Here is a 23,790-nt window from a genome sequence, read left to right as displayed (position 1 = left end):
TTTCGAGCAATGATGTAGGCATTAATACCAATTTGAAAACTTGCTTTTAAGCTATTGATCGAATTTTCAATCATTAAGCCATTTAAAGGACAGCATACGTCCTGGCTGATGACCATGCGCTTGCATACCACTACCAAACAAGGAGTCCGCATGAAACTGCATTGGCATCTACCCGCCGCGCTGGCCCTGAGCTGCCTGAGCGCCCCGCTGTGGGCCCACGGCACGATGGAAATTCCGATCAACCGCACCTACAGCTGCTTCCTGGAAGGTCCCGAAGCCCCCAAGACTCCCGCCTGCCAGGCCGCCAAACAGGCGGGCGGCACCCAGGCGATGTACGACTGGAACGGCATCAACCAGAACCCGTCCGGCGACAACCACCAGGCGGTGGTGCCGGACGGCACGCTGTGCGGCGGCGGCAAAGCCGAATTCAAGGGCTTCAACCTGGCTCGCGAGGATTGGCGCACGACCAACATCGTGCCGGACGCCAACGGCAACTACGAATTCATCTACAAGGCCACCGCGCCGCACGCCACCAAGTACTTCAAGTTTTACGTGACCAAAAACGGCTGGAATCCGACGCAAGCGTTGAAATGGTCGGACCTGGAGCTGTTCGGCACCGTCAACGGCAATCCGCAACAAGACGCCGGCAAGCGCTACCACATGACGCTGAAGCTGCCGCAAGGCAAGACTGGAAAGCACATCATCTTCAACGTCTGGAAACGATCGGACAGCGAGGAGGCGTTCTATTCGTGCTCCGACGTCAACTTCGGCGGCGACGCTGCGCCGCCGACGGCCAATCCGTGGAAGGAGATCGGCAGCGTCGCCGCGCGCGAAAACCTGCCGGCGGGCAGCAGCGCCACGCTGCGCGTGTTCGACGGCCAGGGCCGCGACGCCGAAAAACACACGGTGGCGCTGAATGTCTCATCCGGCCAGACCGCCAACTGGCCGTACGAGTTGGCGCAGAAGGTCAACGCCGCTTCGCGGGCCATCCGCATCGGCGTGCTGAAATCGCAGCAACGCGCCGTTTCCATCGTCCCGGTGAAAGACGCCACCGCCAACCGCGTTTACCTGAACGACGGCTACCCGGGCTATGGCTTCGCGATCGACCTGAACAAGGGCGACGGCGGCGTCGCCACGCCGCCCGCGGCCAACAGCTGGAAGGAAGGCGGGAAATACGCGGCCGGCCAGGTGGTCAGCTACCAGGGCCGCTCATACCGCTGCCTGCAGGCCCATACCGCCTGGGCCGGCGCCGGCTGGACGCCGTCTACCCAGTCCACGCTGTGGCAAGCCATCTGATCCGGCCTTTCCGATGAAAAACGCCGCTCTATCGAGCGGCGTTTTTCATTGCGGCTGCCGCGCCGGCCAGATCGCAGCGCGCATGCCCATGGCTCCGTTGCGCGCGCATCGCGCCGCCCCATGCCGACCAGCCCTGAATTCACCATAAAACCGTCAGAAAAATCGCAAAACCGCATGCAAAAACCGGCAAATGGCAAACCAGGCAATTAATGGGAAAAGCGAAGAAAAACGACTTCGCAAGACTGGCGCACCTTCCAACCATCCGGCGGATGCCGATCCGTCCGCATCCCGCCACCAGAAAAGGAGTCCGTCATGAAACCGCAATGGCGTCTTCCCCTAGCGATGACCCTGGGTTGCCTGAGCGCGCCCTCATGGCCCCATGGCAGCATGGAGGTTCCGGTCAGCCGCGCCTACGGCTGCTTTCAGGAAGGCCCGGAAGCGCCCATATCCTCGGCCTGCCGGGAAGCCAAGCGCGTCGGCGGCGCCCAGGCGATGTACGACTGGAACGCGATCAACCAGACTCCCGCCGGCGACAATCACCAGGCCCTGGTGCCGGACGGCGCGCTATGCGGCGGCGGGAAGGCCGAATTCAAGGGCTTCAATCTGGCGCGCAGCGACTGGCGCGCCACCAGCATCGTGCCGGACGCCAAGGGCGATTACGAATTCGTCTTCCAGGCCACGGCGCCGCACGCGACCAAGTACTTCAGGCTCTATGTAACCCGAGACGGCTGGAATCCATCCACGCCGCTGAAATGGTCGGATCTGACGCTGTTCGGCGCCTATAACGGCAATCCGCCGCTGGACGTCGGCAATCGCTACCGCATGACGATGCGGCTGCCCGCCGGCAAGACCGGCCGGCACATCATCTACAGCGTCTGGAAGCGCTCGGACAGCGAGGAAGCGTTCTACGCCTGCTCCGATGTCAGCTTCGGCCATACCACGGCATTGCCGATCGATAATCCGTGGAAGGAAATCGGCAGCGTCATCGCGCACCAAAACCTGCCCGCAGGCAGCAGCGCCACGCTGCGCGTGTTCGACAGCCTGGGCCGCGACGCCGAGACGCACACCGTGGCGCTGAACGCCGCTTCCGCCCAGGCCGCCAACTGGCCTTACGAGCTGGCGCGGAAGGTCAACGCCGCCTCCAAGGCCATCCGCATCGGCGTGATCAGCCAGCAGCGGCGAAACGTCTCCGTCTTTCCGGTACACGACGCCGCCAATCGCGTCTACCTGAACGACGGCTACAGAGGCTACCGCTACCAGATCGACCTGAATGAGCGAAGCTGAACGCAGCGGCGATGCCTGGCGGCAGGCGCGAGTTCTGACGCTCCGGGGCCGCGCCCGGCTTCGCATCCGCCGGCACGGCTAGCGCCGCCAGCTGATCAGCACCACCGCGGTGACGATCACCACCATGGCGAGCATCTCGTGGACGCCGACATGCTCGCTCAGGAACACGGCGCCCAGCAGCACGGCGATCACAGGATTGACATAGGCGTAGCTGGTGGCCGCCGCCGCCGATACCGTCTTCAGCAGGTAAAGATAGGCGCTGTAGGCGATCATCGAGCCGAATACCGTCAGGTACAGCAGCGCCGCCCAGCTCTCGGCGCCAGGCCAGGAGGCGAGGCGCTCGCCGACGGCGAAGCTTGATACGACCAGCGCCAGGCCGCCGAAGATCATGGTCCAGGCGCTGCCCATCGCGCCGGCCGGCTGCGGCAGTTTCTTGCTCCAGGCCGAACCCAGCGCCCAGCCGGCCGAGGCCAGAATCAGCAAGGCCGCGCCGCGCGGGCTGGCGCTGAGGCTGGAGCCCAGGTTGAGCAACACGATGCCGACCACGCCTAAGCCCATGCCCGCCCATTCCAGCGGCCGCGACCTATGGCCGAACAGTCGGGCGAACAGCAGCGTGAACAGCGGCACCGTCGCGATCACCAGCGCGGCGACGCCGGACGAGACTTCCCGCTCGGCCACCGTCACCAGGCCGTTGCCTATCGCCGGCATCAACACGCCCAGCAAGGCCGCGCCGCCCAGTTGGCGCGCATTCGGCCACGGCGTCCTCTTCCAGGCGAGATAGGCCAGTACCAAGCCACCGGCCAGCAGAAAACGGATGCCGGCCATCAGCAATGGCGGCCAGGACTCGACGCCGATGCGGATGACCAGGTAGGTAGAGCCCCAGACTAGGTAGAGGGCAAGGAAGGCGGCCAGCGTCAGCGGCGCGGGGCGTGAAAAAGGCATGGTGCAGTCCGTAAATTCCGAACCGAAACCATGCCGTATGCAAGCCGAAACGGCAAGCGTCTTAACGCGTCGCCAGCCGCTGCAGGATGTTGGAGAACTCTTCCATATAGGTGTCGAAGCGCGTGGCCAGACGATCGACGTCGGTGGCGAAGCGGTTGTACGCCACCACCGCCGGAATCGCGGCGAACAGGCCGATGGCGGTGGCCACCAGCGCTTCGGCGATGCCCGGCGCCACGGTACTCAGCGTCGCCTGGCCGGCGTTCCCCAGGCCGATGAAGGCATGCATGATGCCCCACACGGTGCCGAACAGGCCGATATAGGGGCTGACCGAACCCACGGTCGCCAGGAAGGAGGTGTGGCTGTCCAGCGCATCCAGCTCGCGCTGCGCCGCCGCCCGCATCGCGCGGCGGGAACCGTCCATGATGTCGGACAGCTCGGCGCCGCTGCGGCCGCGCAGTTTCAGAAACTCGGCGAAGCCCGACTGGAAGATGCGCTCCATGCCCACGGTGTCGCTGCGGCGGCACACATCCTCGTACAGGCGGTTCAGGTCGGCGCCGCTCCAGAAATTGCGCTCGAACTCCTCGCTGTGGCGCTTGGCCGAGCGCAGCACCGAAATCTTGTTGAAGATCAGCGCCCACGACAGCAAGGACGTCAGCGCCAGGCCGGCCATCACCAGCTGCACCAGCAGGCTGGCGTTCAGGATCAGGCTGATGAAAGAAATCTGTTGCACGTTTTGTTCCTCAGTTCATACGCGGCCTAGCGCAATACGCGGCCGCTCTCCAGATCGATGATGGTCGATGGCTTGCGCCGCTTGCCGATGCGGCCCGGCAGCGTCAGCACCTTGTCCTTGAAAGCCATTCGACAGGCTCGCGCCGTCTTCAGCGATTGCTGCCCGGCCCGGTTGGCCGAAGTGGACACCAGCGCCGTGCCAAGCCGGCGGCACAAGGCCGCCGCCTCGCCGTGCGCGGTCACCCGCACCGCGATCTTGTGGTGCCGGCCGCGCAGGGCCGGCGGCACCCGCCGCGACGCCGGCAGCAAAAAGGTATATGGACCGGGCCAATAGCGCGCCAGTTCCGCGCGCTGCGCGGCGGAAAGCGGTTTGACCAGGTGGCGGATCTGCTCGAAATCGGCGGCGATGACGATCAGCCCCTTGTGGTTAGGCCGCGCCTTGATCGCCAGCACGCGGCGTATCGCGCGGGCATCGAGCGGACGGCACCCCAGACCGTAACAGGATTCGGTGGAATAGGCGATGACGCCGCCGTCGCGCAGCTGCTTGCGGGCCCGTTGCTGCAGACGGCTGCCAGGCAGGCGCGGCAAGGGACCGGAACCGGACTTCATGATTGATCAAGCTAGATGGAAACAGAAACAGCCATTGTAGCGGCAACGGCGCAAAAACACAGGCTGAAATGCGAGGAAAGGCGGGAGGGATGCCGAAGCGGCGGCGCGGCGCGCTCCGGCATCGGGCGGCGCCTCAGAGCAGCAGGTGCTCGCGGTCTTCGGGTGGATCTTCCGGCGCGGCGCGCCAGGCATAACAGCGCGCGGGCACTCCGGCATCGGTGTTGAACTGCTTCAGCCAGTAGGCCAGACGCCGCCAGCAGCGCTTTTCATGGGTCAGGAAACGCAACAGGCGGTGGCGACTTCCAGGCTCCGGTTCTGCCGGCAGGCCATGTTCGGTAGTCAATGCGGACATGATGGTTCGCTCCAGGTTGAGGTCTTGTTCCTGCTCACAAGCGGACTCTAGCGTCCGGGGTGTCAATTTCGCGCAGAAATGGCTGTCCGCCGCATCAAAATCCCATAAAGCCCCGTCTCATCCCCGGTCGTTTTTCCTAAATAAAACAACAACAATCACAAAAGTTAGATCCTGCATACACTCTTTTTGGTTACAAAAAGCACAGGCATCTGTCATTTGAAAACATAATTGTTCAACATCCTGTCTCTCTCCGCGCTTCCCGCATTGGCCGATGTGTCGCTACTGGTGCCTTTCGCCTCCAAACACTACGGCTGCAATAGCCACAAGCACAACTGCGACTTCGAGCAGTTCAATCCCGGCCTGGGCGCGGAATGGTCGCCCCAGGAATATTCATGTGGCCGCCCCATTGTGCGCGGCGCCGTTTACCGCGACTCTGCCAAAAAAACCGCCTATTACGCCGCAGCCGGGCGGCGCAAGGACTTCAACGTCGCCGGCGATTTCAAAATGGGAGTGGGTATTTACGGCGGTTATCTGAACGGCTCTGACCACAACGGTTTCGCCGCCCTGCCCTTCGTATCGGTAGGCTACAAGAAACTGTCGTTCGAGGTCGGTTACGGCGACTCCAAGCTGGGCCACCACAAGCATAAGGAAAATGTCGACCATGTGCTGACATTCAATGCCCGCTACGATTTCTGAATCTGAACATGCAGCATGAAAAACAGCGCCTTCCGGCGCTGTTTTTCATTCCAGGGAGCAAGCTCAGTGCTTCCGTCCGATCGCCCGCGCGCCGATATCGCGGCGGAACTGCTTGCCGGCGAACTCGATGGCGTCGGCCAACTGGTAGGCCCGGCCCTGCGCCATCTTGACGCTGTCGCCCAGGCCCACCGCGCACAGCACGCGGCCGCCGCTGGCACGCAGCTGATGCTGCTCGTCGAACACGGTGCCGGCGTGGAACACGATGCCGTCCTCGCTCTCGGCGGGAATGCCGTGGATGGCGTCGCCCTTGCGCGGCGCATCCGGGTAGCCGGCGGCGGCCAGCACCACGCCCAGCGCGACGCGGCGGTCCCATTCCGCTTCCACCTTGTCCAGCCTGCCGTTGACGCCGGCTTCCAAGAGCACGGTGAAATCGGTCTTCAAGCGCGCCATGATGGGCTGGGTTTCCGGATCGCCGAAGCGGCAGTTGAACTCGATCACCTTGGGATGGCCGTCGTCGCCTATCATCAGCCCGGCGTACAGGAAGCCGGTGTACGCATGGCCGTCCTTCTTCATGCCCTGCACCACCGGCTGGATGATTTCGCGCATCACGCGATTATGTACTTCCGGCGTCACCACCGGCGCCGGGCTGTAGGCGCCCATGCCGCCGGTGTTCGGACCCTGGTCGTTGTCCAGCAGCCGCTTGTGGTCCTGGCTGGTGGCCATCGGCAGCACATGCTCGCCGTCCACCATCACGATGAAGCTGGCTTCCTCGCCGACGAGGAAATCCTCGATCACCACGCGGCTGCCGGCCTCGCCCATTTTGTTCCCCAGCAGCATGTCGTCGATGGCGGCGTGCGCCTCGTCCAGCGTCATCGCCACCACCACGCCCTTGCCGGCGGCCAGGCCGTCGGCCTTGATCACGATGGGCGCGCCCTTGCCGTCGACGTAGCCATGCGCGGCCGCGGCGTCGGTGAAGGTCTGGTAGCCGGCGGTGGGAATGCCGTGGCGCTGCATGAAGGCCTTGGCGAAATCCTTGGAGCTTTCCAGCTGCGCGCAGAACTGCGTCGGGCCGAACACCTTCAGGCCCTCGTTGCGAAAGGCGTCCACCACACCGGCGGCCAGCGGCGCCTCGGGGCCGACCACAGTCAGGTCTATCTTCTCTTCCTTGGCGAAGGCCAGCCATTCGGCCACGCCATTGGCCGCGATATTGGTCAGGTTCGCATCCTGCGCGGTGCCGGCGTTGCCCGGCGCGACGAATACCTTGGACACGCGCTTGGACTTGCCAATGCGCCAGGCCAGCGCGTGCTCGCGGCCGCCGGAGCCGATCACGAGAACTTTCATCGGATTTCCATTCTATTGTGTGAAGCGGCGGCCAGCGCCGCCGCCTGTTGGCCACTATTTAAATAGCATAGCGCCAAGTCGATTTCATTACCGCCGTTTCCATCGGAACGCGGCGGCTCGCCCGCCGTTCTCAGTGGCGGAAATGGCGCACGCCGGTCAACACCAGCGCGATGCCGTGCTCGTCGGCGGCGGCGAAGACTTCCTCGTCGCGCATCGAGCCGCCCGGCTGGATGATGGCCTTGATGCCCTGCTCGGCGATGACGTCGATGCCGTCGCGGAACGGGAAGAAGGCGTCAGACGCCGCCACCGCGCCGGCCAGGCTGAGCCCGGCGTCCTGCGCCTTGCGGGCGGCGATGCGGGTGGAGTCGACGCGGCTCATCTGGCCGGCGCCGATGCCGGCGGTCTGGCCGTCCTTGCAGAACACGATGGCGTTGGACTTGACGAACTTGGCCACGCGCCAGGCGAACAGCAGGTCCGACATTTCCTGCGGCGTCGGCTGGCGCTTGCTGACCACGCGCAGCTCGTCCAGGCCCACGTTGCGGATGTCAGGCGTCTGCACCAGCACGCCGCCGCCGACGCGCTTCAGCTCGAAGCGGTTGGCGCCGGATTCCAGCGGAATCTCCAGCACGCGCACGTTCTTCTTGGCGGCGATGATGGCCTTGGCTTCCTCGGTGAAGGACGGCGCGATCAGCACTTCCAGGAACTGGCCGGTGACGGCCTCGACCGTGGCCGCGTCCACCGGGCGGTTGAAGGCGATGATGCCGCCGAAGGCGCTGGTGGTGTCGGTGGCGAAGGCCAGCTTGTAGGCGGACAGCGTGTCCGGACCGACCGCCACGCCGCACGGGTTGGCGTGCTTGACGATCACGCAGGCGGTTTGCTCGAAGGTCTTCACCGCCTCCCAGGCCGCGTCGGCGTCGGCGATGTTGTTGTACGACAGCTCCTTGCCCTGCAGCTGCTTGTAGTGGGCGATGCTGCCGGCGGCCGGGTCCAGGTCGCGGTAGAAGGCGGCGGCTTGGTGCGGGTTCTCGCCGTAGCGCATGTCCTGCACCTTGATGAACTGGGCGTTCAGGCGGTTCGGGAAGGCCACGCGCTCCGGCTTGCCCGCCACCACGCCCTCGGCCAGGCTGGTCAGGTAGTTGGAGATGGCGCCGTCGTAGGCGGCGGTGTGGGTAAACGCCTTCTTGGCCAGCTCGAAGCGGGTGGCCTTGGCAAGCCGGCCGCCGTTGGCCTTCAGCTCGCCCACCAGCGCCGGATAGTCGGCGCTGTCGGTGACGATGGCGACGTGCGCCCAGTTCTTGGCGGCGGAGCGCACCATGGTCGGACCGCCGATGTCGATGTTCTCGATCGCGTCCTCCAGCGAACAGTCCGGATTGGCGACGGTGGCCTCGAACGGGTAGAGGTTGACGCAGACCAGGTCGATGTTGCCGATGCCGTGCTCGGCCATGGTGGCCACATGCTCGGGCAGGTCGCGCCGGCCGAGGATGCCGCCGTGCACCTTGGGATGCAGCGTCTTGACGCGGCCGTCCAGCATTTCTGGGAAGCCGGTGTAATCGGACACTTCGGTCACCGGCAGGCCGGCTTCCAGCAGCAGCTTGGCGGTGCCGCCGGTGGACAGGATGTGCACGCCCAGGGCGGACAGCTCCCTGGCGAATTCCAGCACACCGTTCTTGTCGGACACGCTGATCAGCGCTCGTTCGATCTTGGTCATGTTTCTCTACCGCTTTGGCTATGGATGAACACAAAAAAACCGGTCCAGGCCGCCGACGACGCGCATCGGCTCGATTTCAACTCCGGCAGCCTGTCCATCGAATCCCCAGCCCCAAGGCTCGCCGCGCGAGAGGGGCAAAAAAAACCGGCCATCCTGTGCAGGCTTGGCCGGTTATCTTCAAATCAAATCATACGACTTCATCTTCTTGCGGAGCGTGTTGCGGTTCAACCCCAGCAACTCCGCCGCCCGCGTCTGGTTGCCTTGGGTGTGTATCAGCACCACCTCCAGCAGCGGCTTCTCGACACAGGCGAGCACCATGTCGTAGATGGCGGACGGCGCCTCGCCGTCCAGATCGCGAAAGTACTGTTCCATCGCCAGCCTCACCGACTGCGATATGTGATCGTTGTTTTGCATCTTGTTATTAGTGTCCAGAAGTCAGGGTCCCACAAGGCTGCCGCGTCAAGCGCCGCAGGCCTCGCCCTCCGCCACGGCGCCGCCGTCGCGGTCCAACTTGTCCTCATCCTCGACTACATAGCTTAGACGATCGCCGGCGTCGCTCAGTCGGGAGAAATACTCACCCACCGCGCGCCGCTGCTCGTCGGTGCTTTCCAGCTTGTACATCTGTTGGCGGAAGGCGTTGCCGCCCGCCAGCCCCTTGGTGTACCAGGCGATGTGCTTGCGGGCGATGCGGCAGCCCGAATACTCGCCGTAAAAACCGTAAAGCTCGTCCAGATGGCCCAGCATCAGCTCGCGGATCTCGCCCACCATCGGCGGCGGCAATTCGATCCCGGTTTCCAGGTAATGCTGGATCTCGCGGAAGATCCACGGCCGCCCCTGCGCCGCGCGGCCTATCATGATCGCGTCGGCGCCGGTATAGTCGAGCACGTGGCGCGCCTTCTGCGGAGAATCGATGTCGCCGTTCGCCACCACCGGGATGGACACCGCCTGCTTGACCGCGCGTATCGTGTCGTACTCGGCGTCGCCGCGGTACATGTCCTCGCGGGTGCGGCCGTGCAGCGCCAAAGCGGCGATGCCGGCGTCTTCCGCCATCTTCGCCACCGCCAGCGCCGTTTTCACCTCGCGGCTCCAGCCGGTGCGGGTCTTCAGCGTCACCGGCACGTCCACCGCCTTCACCACCGCTTCCAGGATGCGGCCGACGTTGTCCAGGTCGCGCAGCAGCGCCGAACCGGCGGCCACGTTGCACACCTTCTTCGCCGGACAGCCCATATTGATGTCGATGATCTGGGCGCCGTGCTCGACGTTCAGCCTGGCCGCGTCGGCCAGCATCTGCGGCTCGCCGCCGGCGATCTGCACCACGATGGGCTCGACCTCGCCTTCATGATTGGCGCGGCGCAGCGTCTTGGGCGTGGTCCACAGCGCCTTGTTGGCGGTGATCATCTCGGAAACGGCCATCCCCGCCCCCAGCCGTTTGCACAGCATGCGGAAGGGCCTGTCCGTCACCCCGGCCATCGGTGCCACGATCAGCCGGTTTTTCAGTTGGTGCGGTCCTATCTGCATGACGAATAAATTACGGGTAATGGCTGGGAAGGGTCGGTATTGTATAGCGATTTTCGCCGGACGGGAAAAATTTTTGCTTATTTTTTAAGCAGATTCGATAGCCGCGAGTAATCGCGGCCGACAGGAATGGGGTGGGAGTCGGCCGATAAGCCGGGTTCTGTCGTTGGACAATCATTCCTCTAGGCCTGCCGTTGCCGACAGGCTCAAGCAACCTACCCGGGGACAACGCGAGCCACGTTGGCGTCCCCCTATTTGGTCTTGCTCCGGATGGGGTTTAGCCTGCCGTCCGTGTCGCCACGTCCGCGGTGCGCTCTTACCGCGAGCGGGTTGCCCCGCCCGTCCGGGCCGGCTTGCGCCTCCCGGTACACCTTTTCACCCTTGCCTGATCCGCCCTTGCGGGTTTTTCCGGGGCAAGCCCCGGGAAAAGACTTTGTCGACCTCGCGGTCGACAAGTCCGGCCATCGGCGGTTCAGCTCTCTGTTCCACTTTCCGTCGCCTCGCGGCGCCCGGCCGTTAGCCGGCATCCTGCTCTGCGGAGCCCGGACTTTCCTCCCCGTCCTCGCGGACGCGGCGATTGCCTGGCCAACTCCCGGGCGCGATTTTAACGGAATTTGGATAGCGCCGCCCGACAATTTTTCATGACATTCAGGATAATCCCGTATACTGACCATCCCTTTTCGAAGTCCCGAGACCGTGATGGAGTGGAACCCAGCCCGGCTGTCGCGCCTGCAGCTGTTCGGCACCCTGGCCATCGTGTTCGCGCTGGCGCTGACCCTGGCCAGCTACTTCCTGATGATGAGCTGGCACGATTTCCAATCCGGACGGCAGAACATCGAACAGGAGGCGACCGCGCGCGCGCGCGACGGCCTGCAGGCCTACGCCGACCACGCCGCGCTGCTGCTGTCGGCGCTGCGCGAACGCACCAACGACACCATGCGCCACCAGCTGCGCGAGCAGGTGGACCAGGCCTGGAGCCTGGCCGACGCCATCTGGCGCCGCGAGCACGCGCGCCAAAGCCCGCGGCGGGTGCAGCAGCTGATCGTCGAGGCGCTGCGGCCGCTGCGCTACTTCGACGGCCGCGGCTATTTCTTCATCGACACCCTGGACGGCCACTGCGTGCTGCTGCCCACCGCGCCGGAGCGCGAGGGCCGCTCGCTGCTGGACAACCGCGACGACCATGGCCGCTACATCATGCAGGGGCTGCTGGACTCGGTGGACAATTCCGCCGGCCGCGGCTTCTCCGCCTACCGCTGGTACCTGCCCGGCACCGGCCGCATGGACGACAAGATCACCTACGCCCGCCGTTTCCCGCGCTACGGCTGGCTGATCGGCAGCGGCGAATACATCAGCAATGTGGAAGCGGCGCTGCAGCAGCAAGGCCTGGACACCCTGGCGCGGATGCGCGCCGGCCAATCCGGCGGCGAGCTGATGATCGTGGATGGCGGCGGCATCATCCGGCTGTACCCGACCCGGCCGGCGCTGGTCGGCAAACCGTACCGCAAACTGCCGGCCGCCGAGCGCGCCCGCATCGAACAGCTGGTGCAGCTGGGCAAACGCGGCGGTTTCGTCGAGTACAGCCAACAGGACGACGCCGGCCTGGCCGCCGACAGCTATCTCGCCTACGCCAGGCAGCTGCCGGGCTGGGACTGGACGCTGGTCACCAGCGTCAAGGTGCAGACGATACGGGACGACAGCCTGCGCGCCGCGCAACGGCTGAAAAGCCGGCTGGCCGAGCGCATCCTGGCCACGCTGGGCATGACCCTGGTGGCCATGCTGTGCGCCGGCCTGCTGTGCTGGTATTTCGTGCGCTGGGTGGGCGCGCTGGTGCGCCGCTACCAGCAGGACCTGGCGCAGAGCCACCTGTCGCTGAAGGAGCAGGCGCGGGAGTTGAGGCTCAGCCATTTCATGATCGACAACGCCACCGAACTGGTCGCGCTGCGCGACAAGCAAGGCGAAGTGGTGTACCGCAACCAGGCCCTGCTGCAGACGCCGCAGCTGGCGGAGGCGCTGTTCCGCCACCCGGGCGGCGCCTACCCGCTCACCTTCGAGACCCAGGACGGCGAGGGCGAATCCGAGCGCTACCTGGAAGTCACCGTCAACCAGCTCAACTACCAGGGCGACGCCTATCTGTGCGCCACCGCGCGCGACATCAGCGGCCGCCGCCAGACCGAGCGCCAGCTCAGGCTGGCGGCCCAGGTGTTCGAATCCAGCAACGAGGCCATCCTGATCTCCGATCCGGACAACCGCATCCTCACCGTCAACCGCGCCTTCGGCCACATCACCGGCTACGGCGAGGCCGAAGTCCGCGGCAGCAAGGCCTCGATGCTGTTCTCCGACCGCCACGAGCCGGCCTTCTTCCAGCAAATGTGGCAGACGCTGCAGCAGCGCGGCCAGTGGTCGGGCGAGATCTGGAACCGGCGCAAGAGCGGCGAGCACTTCCCCTGCTGGGTCAACATCAGCGTGCTGCAGGACGGCCAGGGCGAGATCAGCCATTTCGTCGCGCTGTTCACCGACATCTCCGAGCGCAAGGAGCAGGAGGCGCGGGTCCAGCACATGGCCGAGTACGACGCGCTGACCGACCTGCCCAACCGCGTGCTGGTCAACGACCGCCTGCACCAGGCGATACGCCAGGCCGAACTGCAGCACAACCAGCTGGCGGTGCTGTTCGTCGACCTCGACCATTTCAAGAACATCAACGACACCCTGGGCCACTGCGCCGGCGACGAGCTGCTGAAGGAAGTGGCGCGGCGGCTGGCCGGCGCGGTGCGCGGCCTAGACACCGTCGGCCGCACCGGCGGCGACGAGTTCGTGCTGATCCTGCCATCGATCAACCAGCCCGGCGAGGCGGCGCAGATCGCCGAGCGCATCCTGCGCACCATCCAGCAGCCGTTCCAGATCGGCGAGCATTCGCTGGTGGTCGGCTGCAGCATAGGCATCAGCCTGATGCCGGACGACGGCAGCGACATCCAGACCCTGCTGATGAACGCCGACCTGGCGATGTACCACGCCAAGGCGCACGGCCGGAACACCTTCCGCTTCTACACCCGCGAGATGAACACCCAGGTGGCCGAGCGGCTGCTGATGGAGAACCGGCTGCGGCGCGCGATGGAGCAGGAGCAGCTCTACCTGGTCTACCAGCCGCAATACGATATGGCCGGCCAGCGGCTGCTGGGCTGCGAGGCGCTGCTGCGCTGGCGCGACCCGGACGAAGGCTTGATCATGCCCGGCCGCTTCATCCCGGTGGCCGAGGACACCGGCCTGATCGTGCCGCTGGGCCGCTGGGTGCTGGACCAGGCCTGCCGCCAGGCCAGCCTGTGGCTGCGCGCCGGACTGGAGCCGATGCGGGTGGCGGTCAATGTGTCCGCCCATCAGCTGATGCGCCACGACTTCATCGACGACGTGCGCGAGGCGCTGCAGCGGCACGCGCTGCCCGGCCACTGCCTGGAGCTGGAGGTGACCGAGAGCACGCTGATGGCCGACGCCGACCTGGCCTCGCGCCAGCTGGCGGTGATCAAGGCGATGGGCGTGCGGCTGGCGATCGACGATTTCGGCACCGGCTACTCCAGCCTCGCCTACCTGAAGCGCTTCGCGCCGGACCTGGTGAAGATAGACCGCTCCTTCATCAGCGACCTGCCCGGCGACGAGGAGAATGCCGCCATCGTCAGCGCCATCGTCCACCTGGCCGGCGCGCTGGGCATGGAAACGCTGGCCGAGGGCGTAGAAAACGAGAACCAGCAGCGCTTCCTGCAGACGCTGGGCTGCGAGGCGATGCAGGGCTACCTGCTGGGCAGCCCGCTGGCCGAGGAAATGATGACGCGGCGGCTGGAGCAGCAACAGCGGCGTCCCATGGCAACGGCCTAGGCCGCTCAGCGCGGCGAAGCCAGCCAGCCGCCGACGGCCAATACCAGCAACACCAGCGCGGCGGCCGCGCCAACATCCAGCAAGCGCGCCAGACCCATTCCGCCGATCAACGTCAGGTGCGCCGACGCCAGCGCACTGCGGACGGCGAAGGCCGGGCGGTAGGCGCGGAACAGCGTCAGGCTCAGCATGCCGGCCGCGGCCATGCCCAAGGCCAGCGGCGCGCTGTCGTTCAACAACAGCCCCAGCCCCACGCCGCAAGGCACGCCCACCAGCGCGGCGCTGACGCGCTGCCAGCTCTTGTCCCGCGCCGCGGACCAGCCGCCGACGCAGACGCTGGCCGCGGACCACACCAGCCATTGCCCGCCAGGCAAACGGTTTGCCGCCGCCCACCAGGCCAGCAGGCCGACGCAGACGAAAGCCAGCCCGAACGCAGGCGCCTCGCCCGGCTTGCGCTCGGCGCCGCCGCGGCGGCCGGCCAGCAGATGCAGCGCCCAGGCGGCCAGCGCGCCGCCCGCGAGCCAGGGCAGTTCCGCCAGCGGGGACGCGCCGCGCTCGGCCATCTCATAAGCCAGGTACAAGGCCGGAATGAAGGTGAAGTTGGCGACCGAGCGCCAGGCGGCGCGATGGCGACCCAGCCGGCATCCCAGCTCGGCGGCCAGGCCGCAGGCCAGCGCGAAGCTGGCGGACCAGCGCCACAGCCAGGCCAGCAGCAAAACCCCGCCCAGCGCCGACCCGGCCTGGACCAGACTGGCGAGCGCACCCAGCCGGCCGCGCTCCATCGCGATCAAACAGCACGCCGCCAGCATGCCGCCGCTCAGCCAGCGCGCGTCGCCGGCCGCCAACGCCATGGCCAGCGCCGGCAACAGCAGGACTGCGGACCGCGAGGCCAGATAACCGTCGCAGTGCCGCGCCAGCGCGGCGGTCACACCGCCTCCAGCTGCTCCTGGGTGACGATGCCGGCGATCGTCGCCAGTTGCCGCATCGACATCTGGTGCTCCTCCTCGCTGGCCGCCGCGCAGGCGGGCTCCAGCACCAGCACGCGGTAGTCGCGGTCGTGCGCGTCGCGCACCGCGGCTTGCACCGCCCAGGTGCTGCTGACGCCGGCCACCACCAGCCGCTCGATGCGCTGCGCGCGCAGCACCGCTTCCAGGCCGGTGGCGTAGAAGGGGCTGACGCGGTGCTTGGCGACCACCGCGTCCTCCGGGCGCACGTCCAGGTCGGGATGGAAGGCGGTGCCCTCGCCCTGCAGGTTCAGCGCCTGCAATTCGGCCGCGCGGCTGAAGATGGCCGAGCCCTGCGGCATTTCGACGTAGGACGGCGAAAAACCCACCTTGACATGGATCACCGGCCAACCGCGCGCGCGCGCCAGCGCGATCGCGCGGTTGGCCTCGGCGATCACGCCGCGCTCGGCGGCGTGGCCGGCGCAACGCGCCACTCGGCCCTGCGGATGCATGATGTCGATGATGTAGTCCAGCGTCAGCAATGCGGTTTTCATGCTTGCTCCTTGATCGGTGTCGGTTCGGACGCGGCCAGCCGCTCCAGCAGTGCGCCGGCCCGCAGCAGGATGTCGCGCTCCTCGGCGCTCAGACCCTGCAGCGCTTGCTGCAGCCAGCCGTCGCGCAGCTGGCGGTTGCGCCGCAGCGCCGCCTCGCCGGCTTCGGACAGCCCGACGCGCACCCGGCGGCCGTCGTCCGGGTCCTGGGTGCGGCGGATCAGTCCCGAAGCGTCCAGTTCGCGCAGCGCGCTGGCCAGGTTGGACGAACGCAAGTTCTCGCGGCGCGCCAGCTCGGTCGGCGTGATGTCGCCGCCGGCGCGGTCGATCGCGCCCAGGATGGTCAGCAGCCCGAAAGGCAGGACATCCATACTGCCCTGGCGGCGCAGCCTGCGCACCATGGACATCAGTTGCCGGCGCAACAGGCTGGCTTCGAGGGTCGGAAGAGAATCGGCTTGGCTCATTTATCTATTTTTACATAGCTATATAAACATAGCAATACGACTGTAATTCTCCTTCTTACAATCTCTATTCTTGGATCGTACTTTCCTGCTTGCCGTCAGCCACACCTCTCCGTGGCATGCTCACTCGCCTTGCGTACCGCCCGTTCCACATCTTGGATATCCAACACCTGATGAACCAAGCCCAACGCCAACAAATCAACCAGATAATCCCGCCCGAAAATGGGCGCACCTTCCCAGTCGGACCCCGTTCCTCCCAACATCACTGGAGCGGTGACGATGACCCGTCGGCCTTGTATCGTATCCACCGCGTAATCGTCGTCTTCAATCTTCCACGCCAACTCGCCTGCGATCATCTGTCCCCCCATTTACGTCAACAGCCGCAGCGCCGGCACGGACGCCAAACACAATGCCAAAGTCCGCGCCAGCCCTTCCGGCTCCAGCCAGATCAAGCTCATATCAGCAATACACCACCGAGAACGGCTCCCCCGCCCTTTCAATCAATATAAACTTCCAATAAAAACAATAAGTTCCGGCCGAATCTCAATCACATGCCAAAATGATACTCATGCTTTTGGCAGCTCCAACATACCATTCATTCATTGTATTTCGCCACAAAATATGCATTTTGCGCAATCAAAAAAAATAATTAGTGCACAAAATGCAATGACATGTAGCTTTCTCTATTTGTCATTCTTGCGGTTTGCTGCTAGCATTTTTTTTTCAGCGAATAGAATCTCCCGTCGTGATTGACGACTTCAAATCTCTTTTCCTAGTCCGGCTCGCTCAATTGCTCGATGCGACAGGCATCGCCGAGCGCGAGCGCACCGCCTGGCTGCGCGATCTGCTTGGGATCGATCTTTCCAGCGCAAACCGCAAGCTGAAAGGTGGAATCGCCTTCAATATCGAGGAATTAGCCAAGGTCGCAAAAACCATCCATTGTTCGGCGGACTATCTGCTCGGCCTGACAGAAAACAGCGGATGCAATCCGCTTCCCGGTCTGACTTTTCAAGGACTCGGCATCCAAACCACGCTGCTCTGCGACCGGTTGCCTGCACAGGAAGCCATGGCTGTCGCAGCCAGGACGCCAGGCGAGGCTGATGGCGGCGAAGCGATGATCGCCTGGATCTCATGTCAAAGCAGTGCGCAATACGCACAACTGGTCGGATGGAAAGATGCTGAACACGGCGGCTGGTGGGTGGGAGGCCGAGACGAGGCGCCGGAACAGGCAGCCTTGCACCGCGTCTATGCGTCGCTGAGGCTAGACGCATCGATCAGTGCTTACAGGGTAGCGGTATTAGATGACCGCGCCGAAGCCGCTGAAGTGATGCAGGGATTTCTAGAACAAGCTGGCTACGAGGCCGATACCTATACCTGCGTCGCCGACCTGAGCCAGTCCTTGAAACGCACTCGCTACGACGCCTTTGTTCTCGACTGGTCGATGGGAAGGGGCGAGACCACTGAGGGATTGATGGAGGAAATCCGCCGACAGCATGCGGGTACACCCATCATGCTGATCACCGGCGAAGCCAGCGAGCTAGAGATCGAACGGGCAATCGACCAGCACGGCGTCCGCTACTTTCAAAAAACCGGGCTATTCAAGCCCATCATCGCTCAATTGAAAAAAGACCTGCGGGAACGGGGCTGAGTGCATCAGTCACGCCTCTTCCACCGGCAGGCGGGCGACAAACACCGAGCCCTTGCCCGCCTCACTGCTGGCCAGGTACGCCTCTCCTCCCATCAGCGCCGCAATTTTCCGGACAATCGCCAATCCCATGCCCGCGCCACCGCGGTTCCTGCCCTTACATTGGCTGAATGCCTCAAACAAGGCGCCGCGCTCATGCTCCGGTATGCCGATTCCGGTATCGCTGACCGCCAGTACCAGACAGGGCTGCGGCGCATCCCGGTCCAATGCCAGCTCCACGCCGATTTCGCCTAGGTCGGTGTAGCGTAACGCATTGGAAATCAGGTTGCCGGCCACCTGCCGGACCCTAGTCGCGTCAGCGCATACTTCCCGGCCCGCCGCCTCCGCCGCCGAAAACGATAGAAGCAAGCCCTTGGCCCGCGCCGCCTGCTGGAACTCCCCGACGACGCCTGCCACCAATTGGCTTGGCGAAAACACCACCGGCCTCAGCGTCATCCGGCCTGCGTCCAGCCTACCCATGTCCAGCAGATCCTGCATCAACTTGGACAGGTAATCCGCAGCGGTTCTGACATTGGCGATGGTCCGTTGCGCCCTGGGATCGGCTATTTGATCGGACAGCAGCTCCACTCCGCCCTGTATCGTGTGTAACGGCGTCAGAATCTCGTGGCTGACCGTGGACAGCATCGTGGAACGCGCCAACGCGGTTTGCACTGCCTCTTCTTTCGCCTGCCGCGCGGCAGCGATGACACCCCGCTGCAATTCAATGATTTCCTGCCGCCGTATCGCCTTCCACAGCTCTCGCGCCAGAAACACCGCCAGCACAGCCCAGGCGATCAGACAACCCAGCGCGAAATTGCGCAGCCGCAGCGTTTGTTCGATCGACGCGTCCCGCAGCCTGACCTCTTCCAGATGCGCCGCCATGACCAGCTCCGCAACCACCGGGGACATTTCGTCCAAGGCGGTTCTCAACGATTTCATCACCGTGGCATCATGTCGCGCCGCAGGAAACAGCATAGCGGCGCGCGCCATGAAGCTGGCGATCCGTTCCAGAAGGGCCGCGTAGCCGGCATTCTTACGCAGTTGCGGTGAAACCGAACGATTCAACACCAGGTATTTAGACTCCAGCACATCGTAGGCGATCTGCAGGTCATCGAACGTCTCAACGCCCAACGCATAGGCATTGGCCTCGCCATACAGACGCTGCACTGCGTAGCGATACTGCGAGGCGGCCCAGTAATATCCTTCACCCGGCCCCGCAGCCTGCTCCAACGCGTCCTTGGAGAACAGCGTGCTCTGCACGTACAAGAAACACAGCATGGGCAACAGGACGACCATGAAGAAAAAGATCAGCCAGGGCCTTCCGCGCTGGGCATTGGCATAGAGCTTCATCAGCGCACCACGATATACCTGACCTGCCAGGCCAGCTTGGCGTCCGACTTCACTTTCTGCAACTCAGAGAAATCGCTGACCGGATACATGACCCACAATGGGCCAAAATCGCGTCGCTCCAACGGCTTGCCGTTGAGGAAGCGGGCCATGATCGGATGGTAGCGAGCCAGGTCGCTGATCGGCAGGGTGACCTTGTAGTCGTCGTAGGTCACAACGTCGATCTGGGCGCCGCGCGCGCCGGCCGTCCGCAGAATATCGTCGATTGCCGGGCCAGAGAATGCGGACTTGGGCGTCCATGTTGTCTTGGTCTGGATAATCCGCTGCGGCAGCTTCAGCAAGTCTTGCTCGCTGAAACGGTATTCGCGCCGCGCGGCGTCATTGAAGACGCCGATATTCCCCTTCACCACCAGAATGGCGTCGGCGGCCTGGACAATGCCGGCCCCCGCCAACCACAACAGCCCGCCCAGCCAGAACCCCATGCCTTTTCGCATTTCTCTCCCCTGCTGCCCCAAAGGCGGCCATCCGCCCGATCGGCAAAGCAGCTAGCCTACCATCATGGGGGACATCGGAAAATGCGCTCAACATTTCAATGAAACGCTGAAAATTACAATAGCAATCCATCCTTGGTGCCGCCCCTCTCCGCCGCGGCTCAATCGAACCGCAGCGTGTAGCGCGATTCCGCCGACATCGCGGTGCCGGCGCGCAGGATCACCGACCAGCCCTTGGACAGCTGGTAGGCCAGCTTCACCGCCTGGTCGGCGCTGCTGATGCCGTACTCGTAGCCCAGGTAGAGCTCGCGCGTCAGCTGGCGGCCCACCGTCACCACCTGCTCGGCCGGGCTGACCGTGCCGTTGGCCAGCGTCTTTTCCTTGCGGCTGGACACGCCCAGGTCGTCGAACAGGCCGATGCGGTCGTTGATCGAGCCGGCCAGCATCATGCCCGCCGACGCCGCCAGATCGTTGTTGTCGCGGTCGCCGCTGGCGGGACGGCCCAGCACCAGCCAGGCCAGCCTGTCCTTCTCCGCCATCGGCTCGTCGCTGATCAGCCTGACCTTGGGCGCGGCCACCGAGCCGCTGACCTCGACGCCCGCTCCCACCGGCGACAGCCGGCGCTTCGCCTGGACGTTGAGCAGCGGATTGTCCAGCGGGCCGTTGAAGGTGATGGCGCCGAAGGTGATGTCCAGATCCTGGCCGTAAGCCTTGTAGCGGCCCTTGACCACCTTGACCTGGCCCTTGGCGGCCGGCGCCTCGCCCGGATTGGCGCTGACATGCACCATGCCGGACAGCTCCACGTCCAGCCCCTGGCCGGTGAAGCGGAAGCGATCTCCCAGATCCAGGTCCAGCGCCACCGTCAGCGGCATGCTGGCGAAGGAGGAGGGCTCCGGCGCGGGACGCCCCACCACCACCACGTCGCCGCCCAGATCGGGCGCGCCCATCTTGGGCAGGCCGATGCGGCCCTGGTCGGCGCGGATGCGGCCGCTCAGCGACAGCTTGCCGCCGACGAAGGCCAGCTCGCTCTGGCCGGACACCACCAGGCGGCGGCCCGGCCGGTCGAACACGCTGAAGCTCTGCAGCGCCACCTTGACCCGCGCGTCGGGCAGATCGTCGCTGAGATCCAGCGTGCCGCTGGCGGTGACGTCGCCCTTGCCGCTGACGAAGCGCAGCTGCTGCAAGGTCAGCTTGCGGCCGTCGATGCGGGCCAGCAGATTGCCGTCGCCCAGCGCGATGCCGGTGCGGCGGTCGGCGAATTTCAGCTGCTCGCCGCGGATCTGGCCCAGCGCCTGCGGCGCCGCCAGCGGACCGCTGAGTTCCAGACTGGCCTGCAGCTGCCCGCCCAGTTCCAGGCCGGGCCCGGACAGCTCGGCCAGCGAAGACAACGCCGGCAGACTGGCGCGCAGGGCGCCGGACAGGGGCGTGCGGCCGTCGATGTGGCCGCCGTTCCACGGCAGGCTGCCCTGACCCTGCGCCTGGGCGAAACGGCTGTCCAGGTTCAGCTTGAACGCCAGCCGGCGGCCGTCCAGATCCAGGTCCACCCGCGCGGTCTTCAGGCCCAGCGGCACCGGACGGCCCTTGCCTTGCGGCAGCTGCACGTCGCCGCCGCTGCGCCACACCGCCAGCTGGCCCTGGCCGGAAGGCGACAAGCCCCAATCGGCGTCGAACTGCAGGTTCTGCTCCAGCGGCAGCTTCAGCAGCGGCCCCAGCTCGGACAGCTTGACGCCGCGCGCGCTGCCGCGGCTGCTGAGCGCGCCGCTCGCCTGCCGGGTGAAGTCCGTCACGTTGAGGCTGCCGCCCAGCAAGGCCAGCCGGGTCGCGCCCAGCTTCACCATCCCGTCGGCGCCGATCTGCAGCGCGGCCGGGGCCAATAGGCTGAGGCCGGGCTTGCCCGTCAAATCCAGTTTCTGCACGCTGCCCTGCCAGCCGCCGCGTTCTGCCAGGCCGCCGCTGGCGGCCAGCTGCAGGGCGTAGTTGAGCTCGTCGACGCGGAAGCGGCCGTCCAGTTGCAGGCTGTGGCGCGCGCGGGTGCCGGACGCGCGGGCATGCAGCTGCTCGGCGCGCACGCCGCCCGCCTGCAGCGCGGCCACATCCAGGCTGAGCTGGAAAGGACTGGCCTGGTCGGCCTTGACGTTGCCGGCGAACTGCAGCGACTGCAGCGCCACACCACCGGGCAGCTTCAGCCGGTCGGCCTGCAGCTTGGCGTTCAACAGCGGCGCCTTGGGCACGCCGGCCAGCTCGCCCTGGCCTTGCACGGTGCCGGCAAAGCCCGGCCCCAGCAGCGACAGATTGGGCGCGTTGATCGCCAGCTTCAGCTTGTCGCCGGCCACGCCGTAGCTGCCATTGGCCTGCAGCCGGTTGTCGGCCAGGCGGATGTCCATCAGCAGCTGCTTGAGCCGGCGCGCATCCAGCAGCACGCTGGCGTTGCCGGACAGCGGCGCGCCGGACAGCTTGCTGGGCGCGAACTGCAGCTTGGCGCCCACCTCCATCGGCTCGGCCAATTGGCCGGCCATCTTCAGCGTGGCGTTCAGGTCGCCCTTGGGCAGGCTGGGCTGCAAGCGGGACGGATCGGCGTGGCTGAGCGCGCCGTTCAGCTCGAACAGCTGCCGTCCGGCCAGGCCCAGCTTGCCGTTGACGCTGACCGCGCCGCCGCCGGTGCCCAGCTCCAGCTTTTTCAGCAGCAGCGCCGGCTGCTTGCCCTCGGTCAGCTCCACCAGCGCGTCGGCGCGCAGCTGGCCGCCTTTCAGCTGGGCGGCGACGCGGGGCGCCGTCGGCGCGCCTTCCACCGTGACGCGTCCGCCTATGGTTTCGTCCGGCGCGGCTTCGTGCAGCTGGCGCAGCGACACCTTGCTCAAGTCGGCGGCCAGTTTGATCGCGCCGGGTTTGAATTCGCCCGACAAGTCCACTCTGCCGCCGGCGGTCTCGGCATGGCTTCCGTACAGCTCCAGCGCCTTCTCGTCGGCGCGGAATTCGCCGACCAGCAGCGACAGCGGCAGCTTGTGCGCCGACAGCGCGCCGGGCTCGGTATTGATCAGGGTCAGGCCGCCCTTGACCCGCTGGCCGGCATCCGGCTCGGCGAACACCGCGAAACTGAGCCGCCCTTGGGGCCAGGCCGGCATCAAGGACTGCGGATTGATGTTGCCGACGCGGGCATCCAGCCGCGCCAGCCGGTTGAAGGGATTGGCGTCGAACGGGCGCAGCGCGCCGGACAGCTCCACGCTGACGCCCTTGCCGTCCATCTGCCCCGAGAAGGCCGGCTTGAGCAGATCGCCGGCCAGCTTCAGCCTGGCCTTCACCGCCACCTGCTCCAGCTCGCCCTGCGCGGCCAGTTGGCCGGACAAGGGGAACGGCGACGCGGCGGCCAGCTCCAGCCCGGCGTTGACGCCGCCCCACGGCGTGTCCAGCCGCTGCAATTTCAGCCGGTGGCGCGCGCCGTCGTAGTCATAGCCCGCTTGCAGCCGGTACAGGCTGACATGGGCCGGCTCCAGCGTCAGGCTGGCCAGCGACAACTCGCCGACGCGGACCTTGAGCGGCAGCGCCAGCGAACGCGGCGCCTCCAGCGGCGCGGGTTTTTCCTCGGGCTTGGGCCGGCTCTGTACGCGCACGTGGCCCAGCGCCAGCCGGTCGATGTCCAGCCTGCCGCGCCACAGCTCAGCGGGATGCCAGTCCAGCTTCAGCGATTCGATGTCGACATCGTCGCCGGCGCTGCGCACGCGGACGTCGCGCAGCGAGAAGCCTTGCCACAGCGCGCCGTCCACCGCGCCGACGCTGAACAGGCCGCCGCTGAGGCGGCTGGCGCCATGCAGCGCCCAGGCAAAGCCGGCCGGACTGGCGCTGATCCAGCCCAGCAGGGCCAGCAGCAGCGCGAAAGCCAGTGCCAGCGCACCGAAGAAGACGCGCCAGCGCCGCGGCCGGCGCGGAGGAGTCGGCGCCTGCTCGGGCGCCTCGGTTTGGGGTGTCTGCTTGTCGCTCATGG

At 65.6% G+C, this 23,790-nt stretch carries 20 protein-coding genes and 1 other RNA gene; 5 read left to right on the top strand and 16 right to left on the bottom strand.

Annotation, left to right across the window (positions count from 1 at the left end; genetic code table 11):
• Positions 1-150: 150 nt before the first annotated feature.
• Together CV_RS02715 and CV_RS02710 are read left to right on the top strand one after the other, a co-directional pair.
• Positions 151-1,296 (top strand): lytic polysaccharide monooxygenase, encoded by a 1,146-nt coding sequence (locus tag CV_RS02715; protein ID WP_011134109.1) that lies wholly within the window; start codon positions 151-153, stop codon positions 1,294-1,296.
• A 312-nt stretch (positions 1,297-1,608) separates the two neighbouring features.
• On the top strand, positions 1,609-2,580 hold the full coding sequence (locus CV_RS02710; RefSeq protein WP_011134108.1) for a lytic polysaccharide monooxygenase: 972 nt from the start codon (positions 1,609-1,611) through the stop codon (positions 2,578-2,580).
• Between the two features lie 78 nt (positions 2,581-2,658).
• Here the strand turns inward: CV_RS02710 and yedA are convergent, their stop codons facing one another.
• From yedA to CV_RS23305, 4 genes are all read right to left on the bottom strand, one after another.
• Entirely contained in the window at positions 2,659-3,522 is an 864-nt protein-coding gene (gene yedA / locus CV_RS02705; protein WP_011134107.1) for a drug/metabolite exporter YedA, read from the bottom strand.
• A gap of 61 nt (positions 3,523-3,583) precedes the next feature.
• Complete coding sequence (gene tolQ / locus CV_RS02700) at positions 3,584-4,243, bottom strand: protein TolQ (RefSeq protein ID WP_370448042.1); 660 nt, start codon at positions 4,241-4,243, stop codon at positions 3,584-3,586.
• Positions 4,244-4,278: 35 nt separating this feature from the next.
• Complete coding sequence (locus tag CV_RS02695) at positions 4,279-4,860, bottom strand: L-threonylcarbamoyladenylate synthase (RefSeq protein ID WP_011134105.1); 582 nt, start codon at positions 4,858-4,860, stop codon at positions 4,279-4,281.
• Between the two features lie 133 nt (positions 4,861-4,993).
• Positions 4,994-5,212 (bottom strand): hypothetical protein, encoded by a 219-nt coding sequence (locus tag CV_RS23305; RefSeq protein WP_011134104.1) that lies wholly within the window; start codon positions 5,210-5,212, stop codon positions 4,994-4,996.
• A gap of 228 nt (positions 5,213-5,440) precedes the next feature.
• On the opposite strand from CV_RS23305, the gene CV_RS02690 reads away from it, so the two are divergent.
• The gene (locus CV_RS02690) at positions 5,441-5,908 is read left to right on the top strand and encodes a hypothetical protein (RefSeq protein WP_011134103.1); all 468 of its coding nucleotides are present in this window, start codon (positions 5,441-5,443) and stop codon (positions 5,906-5,908) included.
• A gap of 63 nt (positions 5,909-5,971) precedes the next feature.
• On the opposite strand, the gene purD is transcribed toward CV_RS02690, so the two are convergent.
• The 5 genes from purD to rnpB form a co-directional block, all read right to left on the bottom strand.
• Positions 5,972-7,249 carry a phosphoribosylamine--glycine ligase gene (gene purD / locus CV_RS02685; protein ID WP_011134102.1) on the bottom strand — a complete coding sequence of 426 codons (1,278 nt, stop codon included), beginning with the start codon at positions 7,247-7,249 and terminating at the stop codon, positions 5,972-5,974.
• A 130-nt stretch (positions 7,250-7,379) separates the two neighbouring features.
• Positions 7,380-8,957, bottom strand: coding sequence for a bifunctional phosphoribosylaminoimidazolecarboxamide formyltransferase/IMP cyclohydrolase (gene purH, locus CV_RS02680; protein ID WP_011134101.1), 1,578 nt, complete (start codon positions 8,955-8,957; stop codon positions 7,380-7,382).
• A gap of 177 nt (positions 8,958-9,134) precedes the next feature.
• Entirely contained in the window at positions 9,135-9,371 is a 237-nt protein-coding gene (locus tag CV_RS02675; protein WP_011134100.1) for a helix-turn-helix domain-containing protein, read from the bottom strand.
• A gap of 45 nt (positions 9,372-9,416) precedes the next feature.
• Entirely contained in the window at positions 9,417-10,475 is a 1,059-nt protein-coding gene (gene dusB, locus CV_RS02670; protein ID WP_011134099.1) for a tRNA dihydrouridine synthase DusB, read from the bottom strand.
• A 130-nt stretch (positions 10,476-10,605) separates the two neighbouring features.
• An RNA gene (rnpB, locus tag CV_RS22465) (RNase P RNA component class A) lies at positions 10,606-11,065 on the bottom strand.
• A 106-nt stretch (positions 11,066-11,171) separates the two neighbouring features.
• Here rnpB and CV_RS02665 point away from each other — a divergent pair.
• A complete protein-coding gene (locus CV_RS02665) occupies positions 11,172-14,336 on the top strand; it encodes a bifunctional diguanylate cyclase/phosphodiesterase (RefSeq protein WP_045051821.1) in 3,165 nt (1,054 codons plus the stop codon).
• A gap of 5 nt (positions 14,337-14,341) precedes the next feature.
• Here CV_RS02665 and CV_RS02660 read toward each other — a convergent pair whose 3' ends face one another.
• From CV_RS02660 to CV_RS02645, 4 genes are all read right to left on the bottom strand, one after another.
• Entirely contained in the window at positions 14,342-15,262 is a 921-nt protein-coding gene (locus tag CV_RS02660) for an FUSC family protein (protein WP_043595350.1), read from the bottom strand.
• On the bottom strand, positions 15,259-15,831 hold the full coding sequence (locus CV_RS02655) for a cysteine hydrolase family protein (RefSeq protein ID WP_011134095.1): 573 nt from the start codon (positions 15,829-15,831) through the stop codon (positions 15,259-15,261). The genes CV_RS02660 and CV_RS02655 overlap by 4 nt, the downstream gene beginning before the upstream one ends.
• Positions 15,828-16,292 (bottom strand): MarR family winged helix-turn-helix transcriptional regulator, encoded by a 465-nt coding sequence (locus CV_RS02650; RefSeq protein ID WP_011134094.1) that lies wholly within the window; start codon positions 16,290-16,292, stop codon positions 15,828-15,830. Before CV_RS02650 ends, CV_RS02655 begins: the two co-directional genes overlap by 4 nt.
• Positions 16,293-16,387: 95 nt before the next feature.
• Entirely contained in the window at positions 16,388-16,645 is a 258-nt protein-coding gene (locus CV_RS02645; RefSeq protein ID WP_011134093.1) for a hypothetical protein, read from the bottom strand.
• 389 nt (positions 16,646-17,034) lie between these two features.
• Between CV_RS02645 and CV_RS02640 the strand changes: the two genes are divergently transcribed.
• Positions 17,035-17,937, top strand: coding sequence for a helix-turn-helix domain-containing protein (locus tag CV_RS02640; protein ID WP_011134092.1), 903 nt, complete (start codon positions 17,035-17,037; stop codon positions 17,935-17,937).
• A gap of 9 nt (positions 17,938-17,946) precedes the next feature.
• Here CV_RS02640 and CV_RS02635 read toward each other — a convergent pair whose 3' ends face one another.
• The 3 genes from CV_RS02635 to CV_RS02625 form a co-directional block, all read right to left on the bottom strand.
• Entirely contained in the window at positions 17,947-19,323 is a 1,377-nt protein-coding gene (locus tag CV_RS02635; protein WP_011134091.1) for a sensor histidine kinase, read from the bottom strand.
• Positions 19,323-19,814: a hypothetical protein gene (locus tag CV_RS02630; RefSeq protein WP_011134090.1), complete on the bottom strand. Its 492-nt coding sequence runs from the start codon at positions 19,812-19,814 to the stop codon at positions 19,323-19,325. The genes CV_RS02635 and CV_RS02630 overlap by 1 nt, the downstream gene beginning before the upstream one ends.
• A gap of 158 nt (positions 19,815-19,972) precedes the next feature.
• Positions 19,973-23,788 carry a translocation/assembly module TamB domain-containing protein gene (locus CV_RS02625; RefSeq protein ID WP_011134089.1) on the bottom strand — a complete coding sequence of 1,272 codons (3,816 nt, stop codon included), beginning with the start codon at positions 23,786-23,788 and terminating at the stop codon, positions 19,973-19,975.
• Positions 23,789-23,790 lie beyond the last annotated feature (2 nt).

Origin of the sequence: Chromobacterium violaceum ATCC 12472, from assembly GCF_000007705.1 — a bacterium.
GTDB classification, from domain to species: Bacteria; Pseudomonadota; Gammaproteobacteria; order Burkholderiales; family Chromobacteriaceae; genus Chromobacterium; species Chromobacterium violaceum.
The sequence above is the reverse complement of the archived record's forward strand: the minus strand, read 5'-3'. Positions and strand labels throughout refer to the sequence as shown.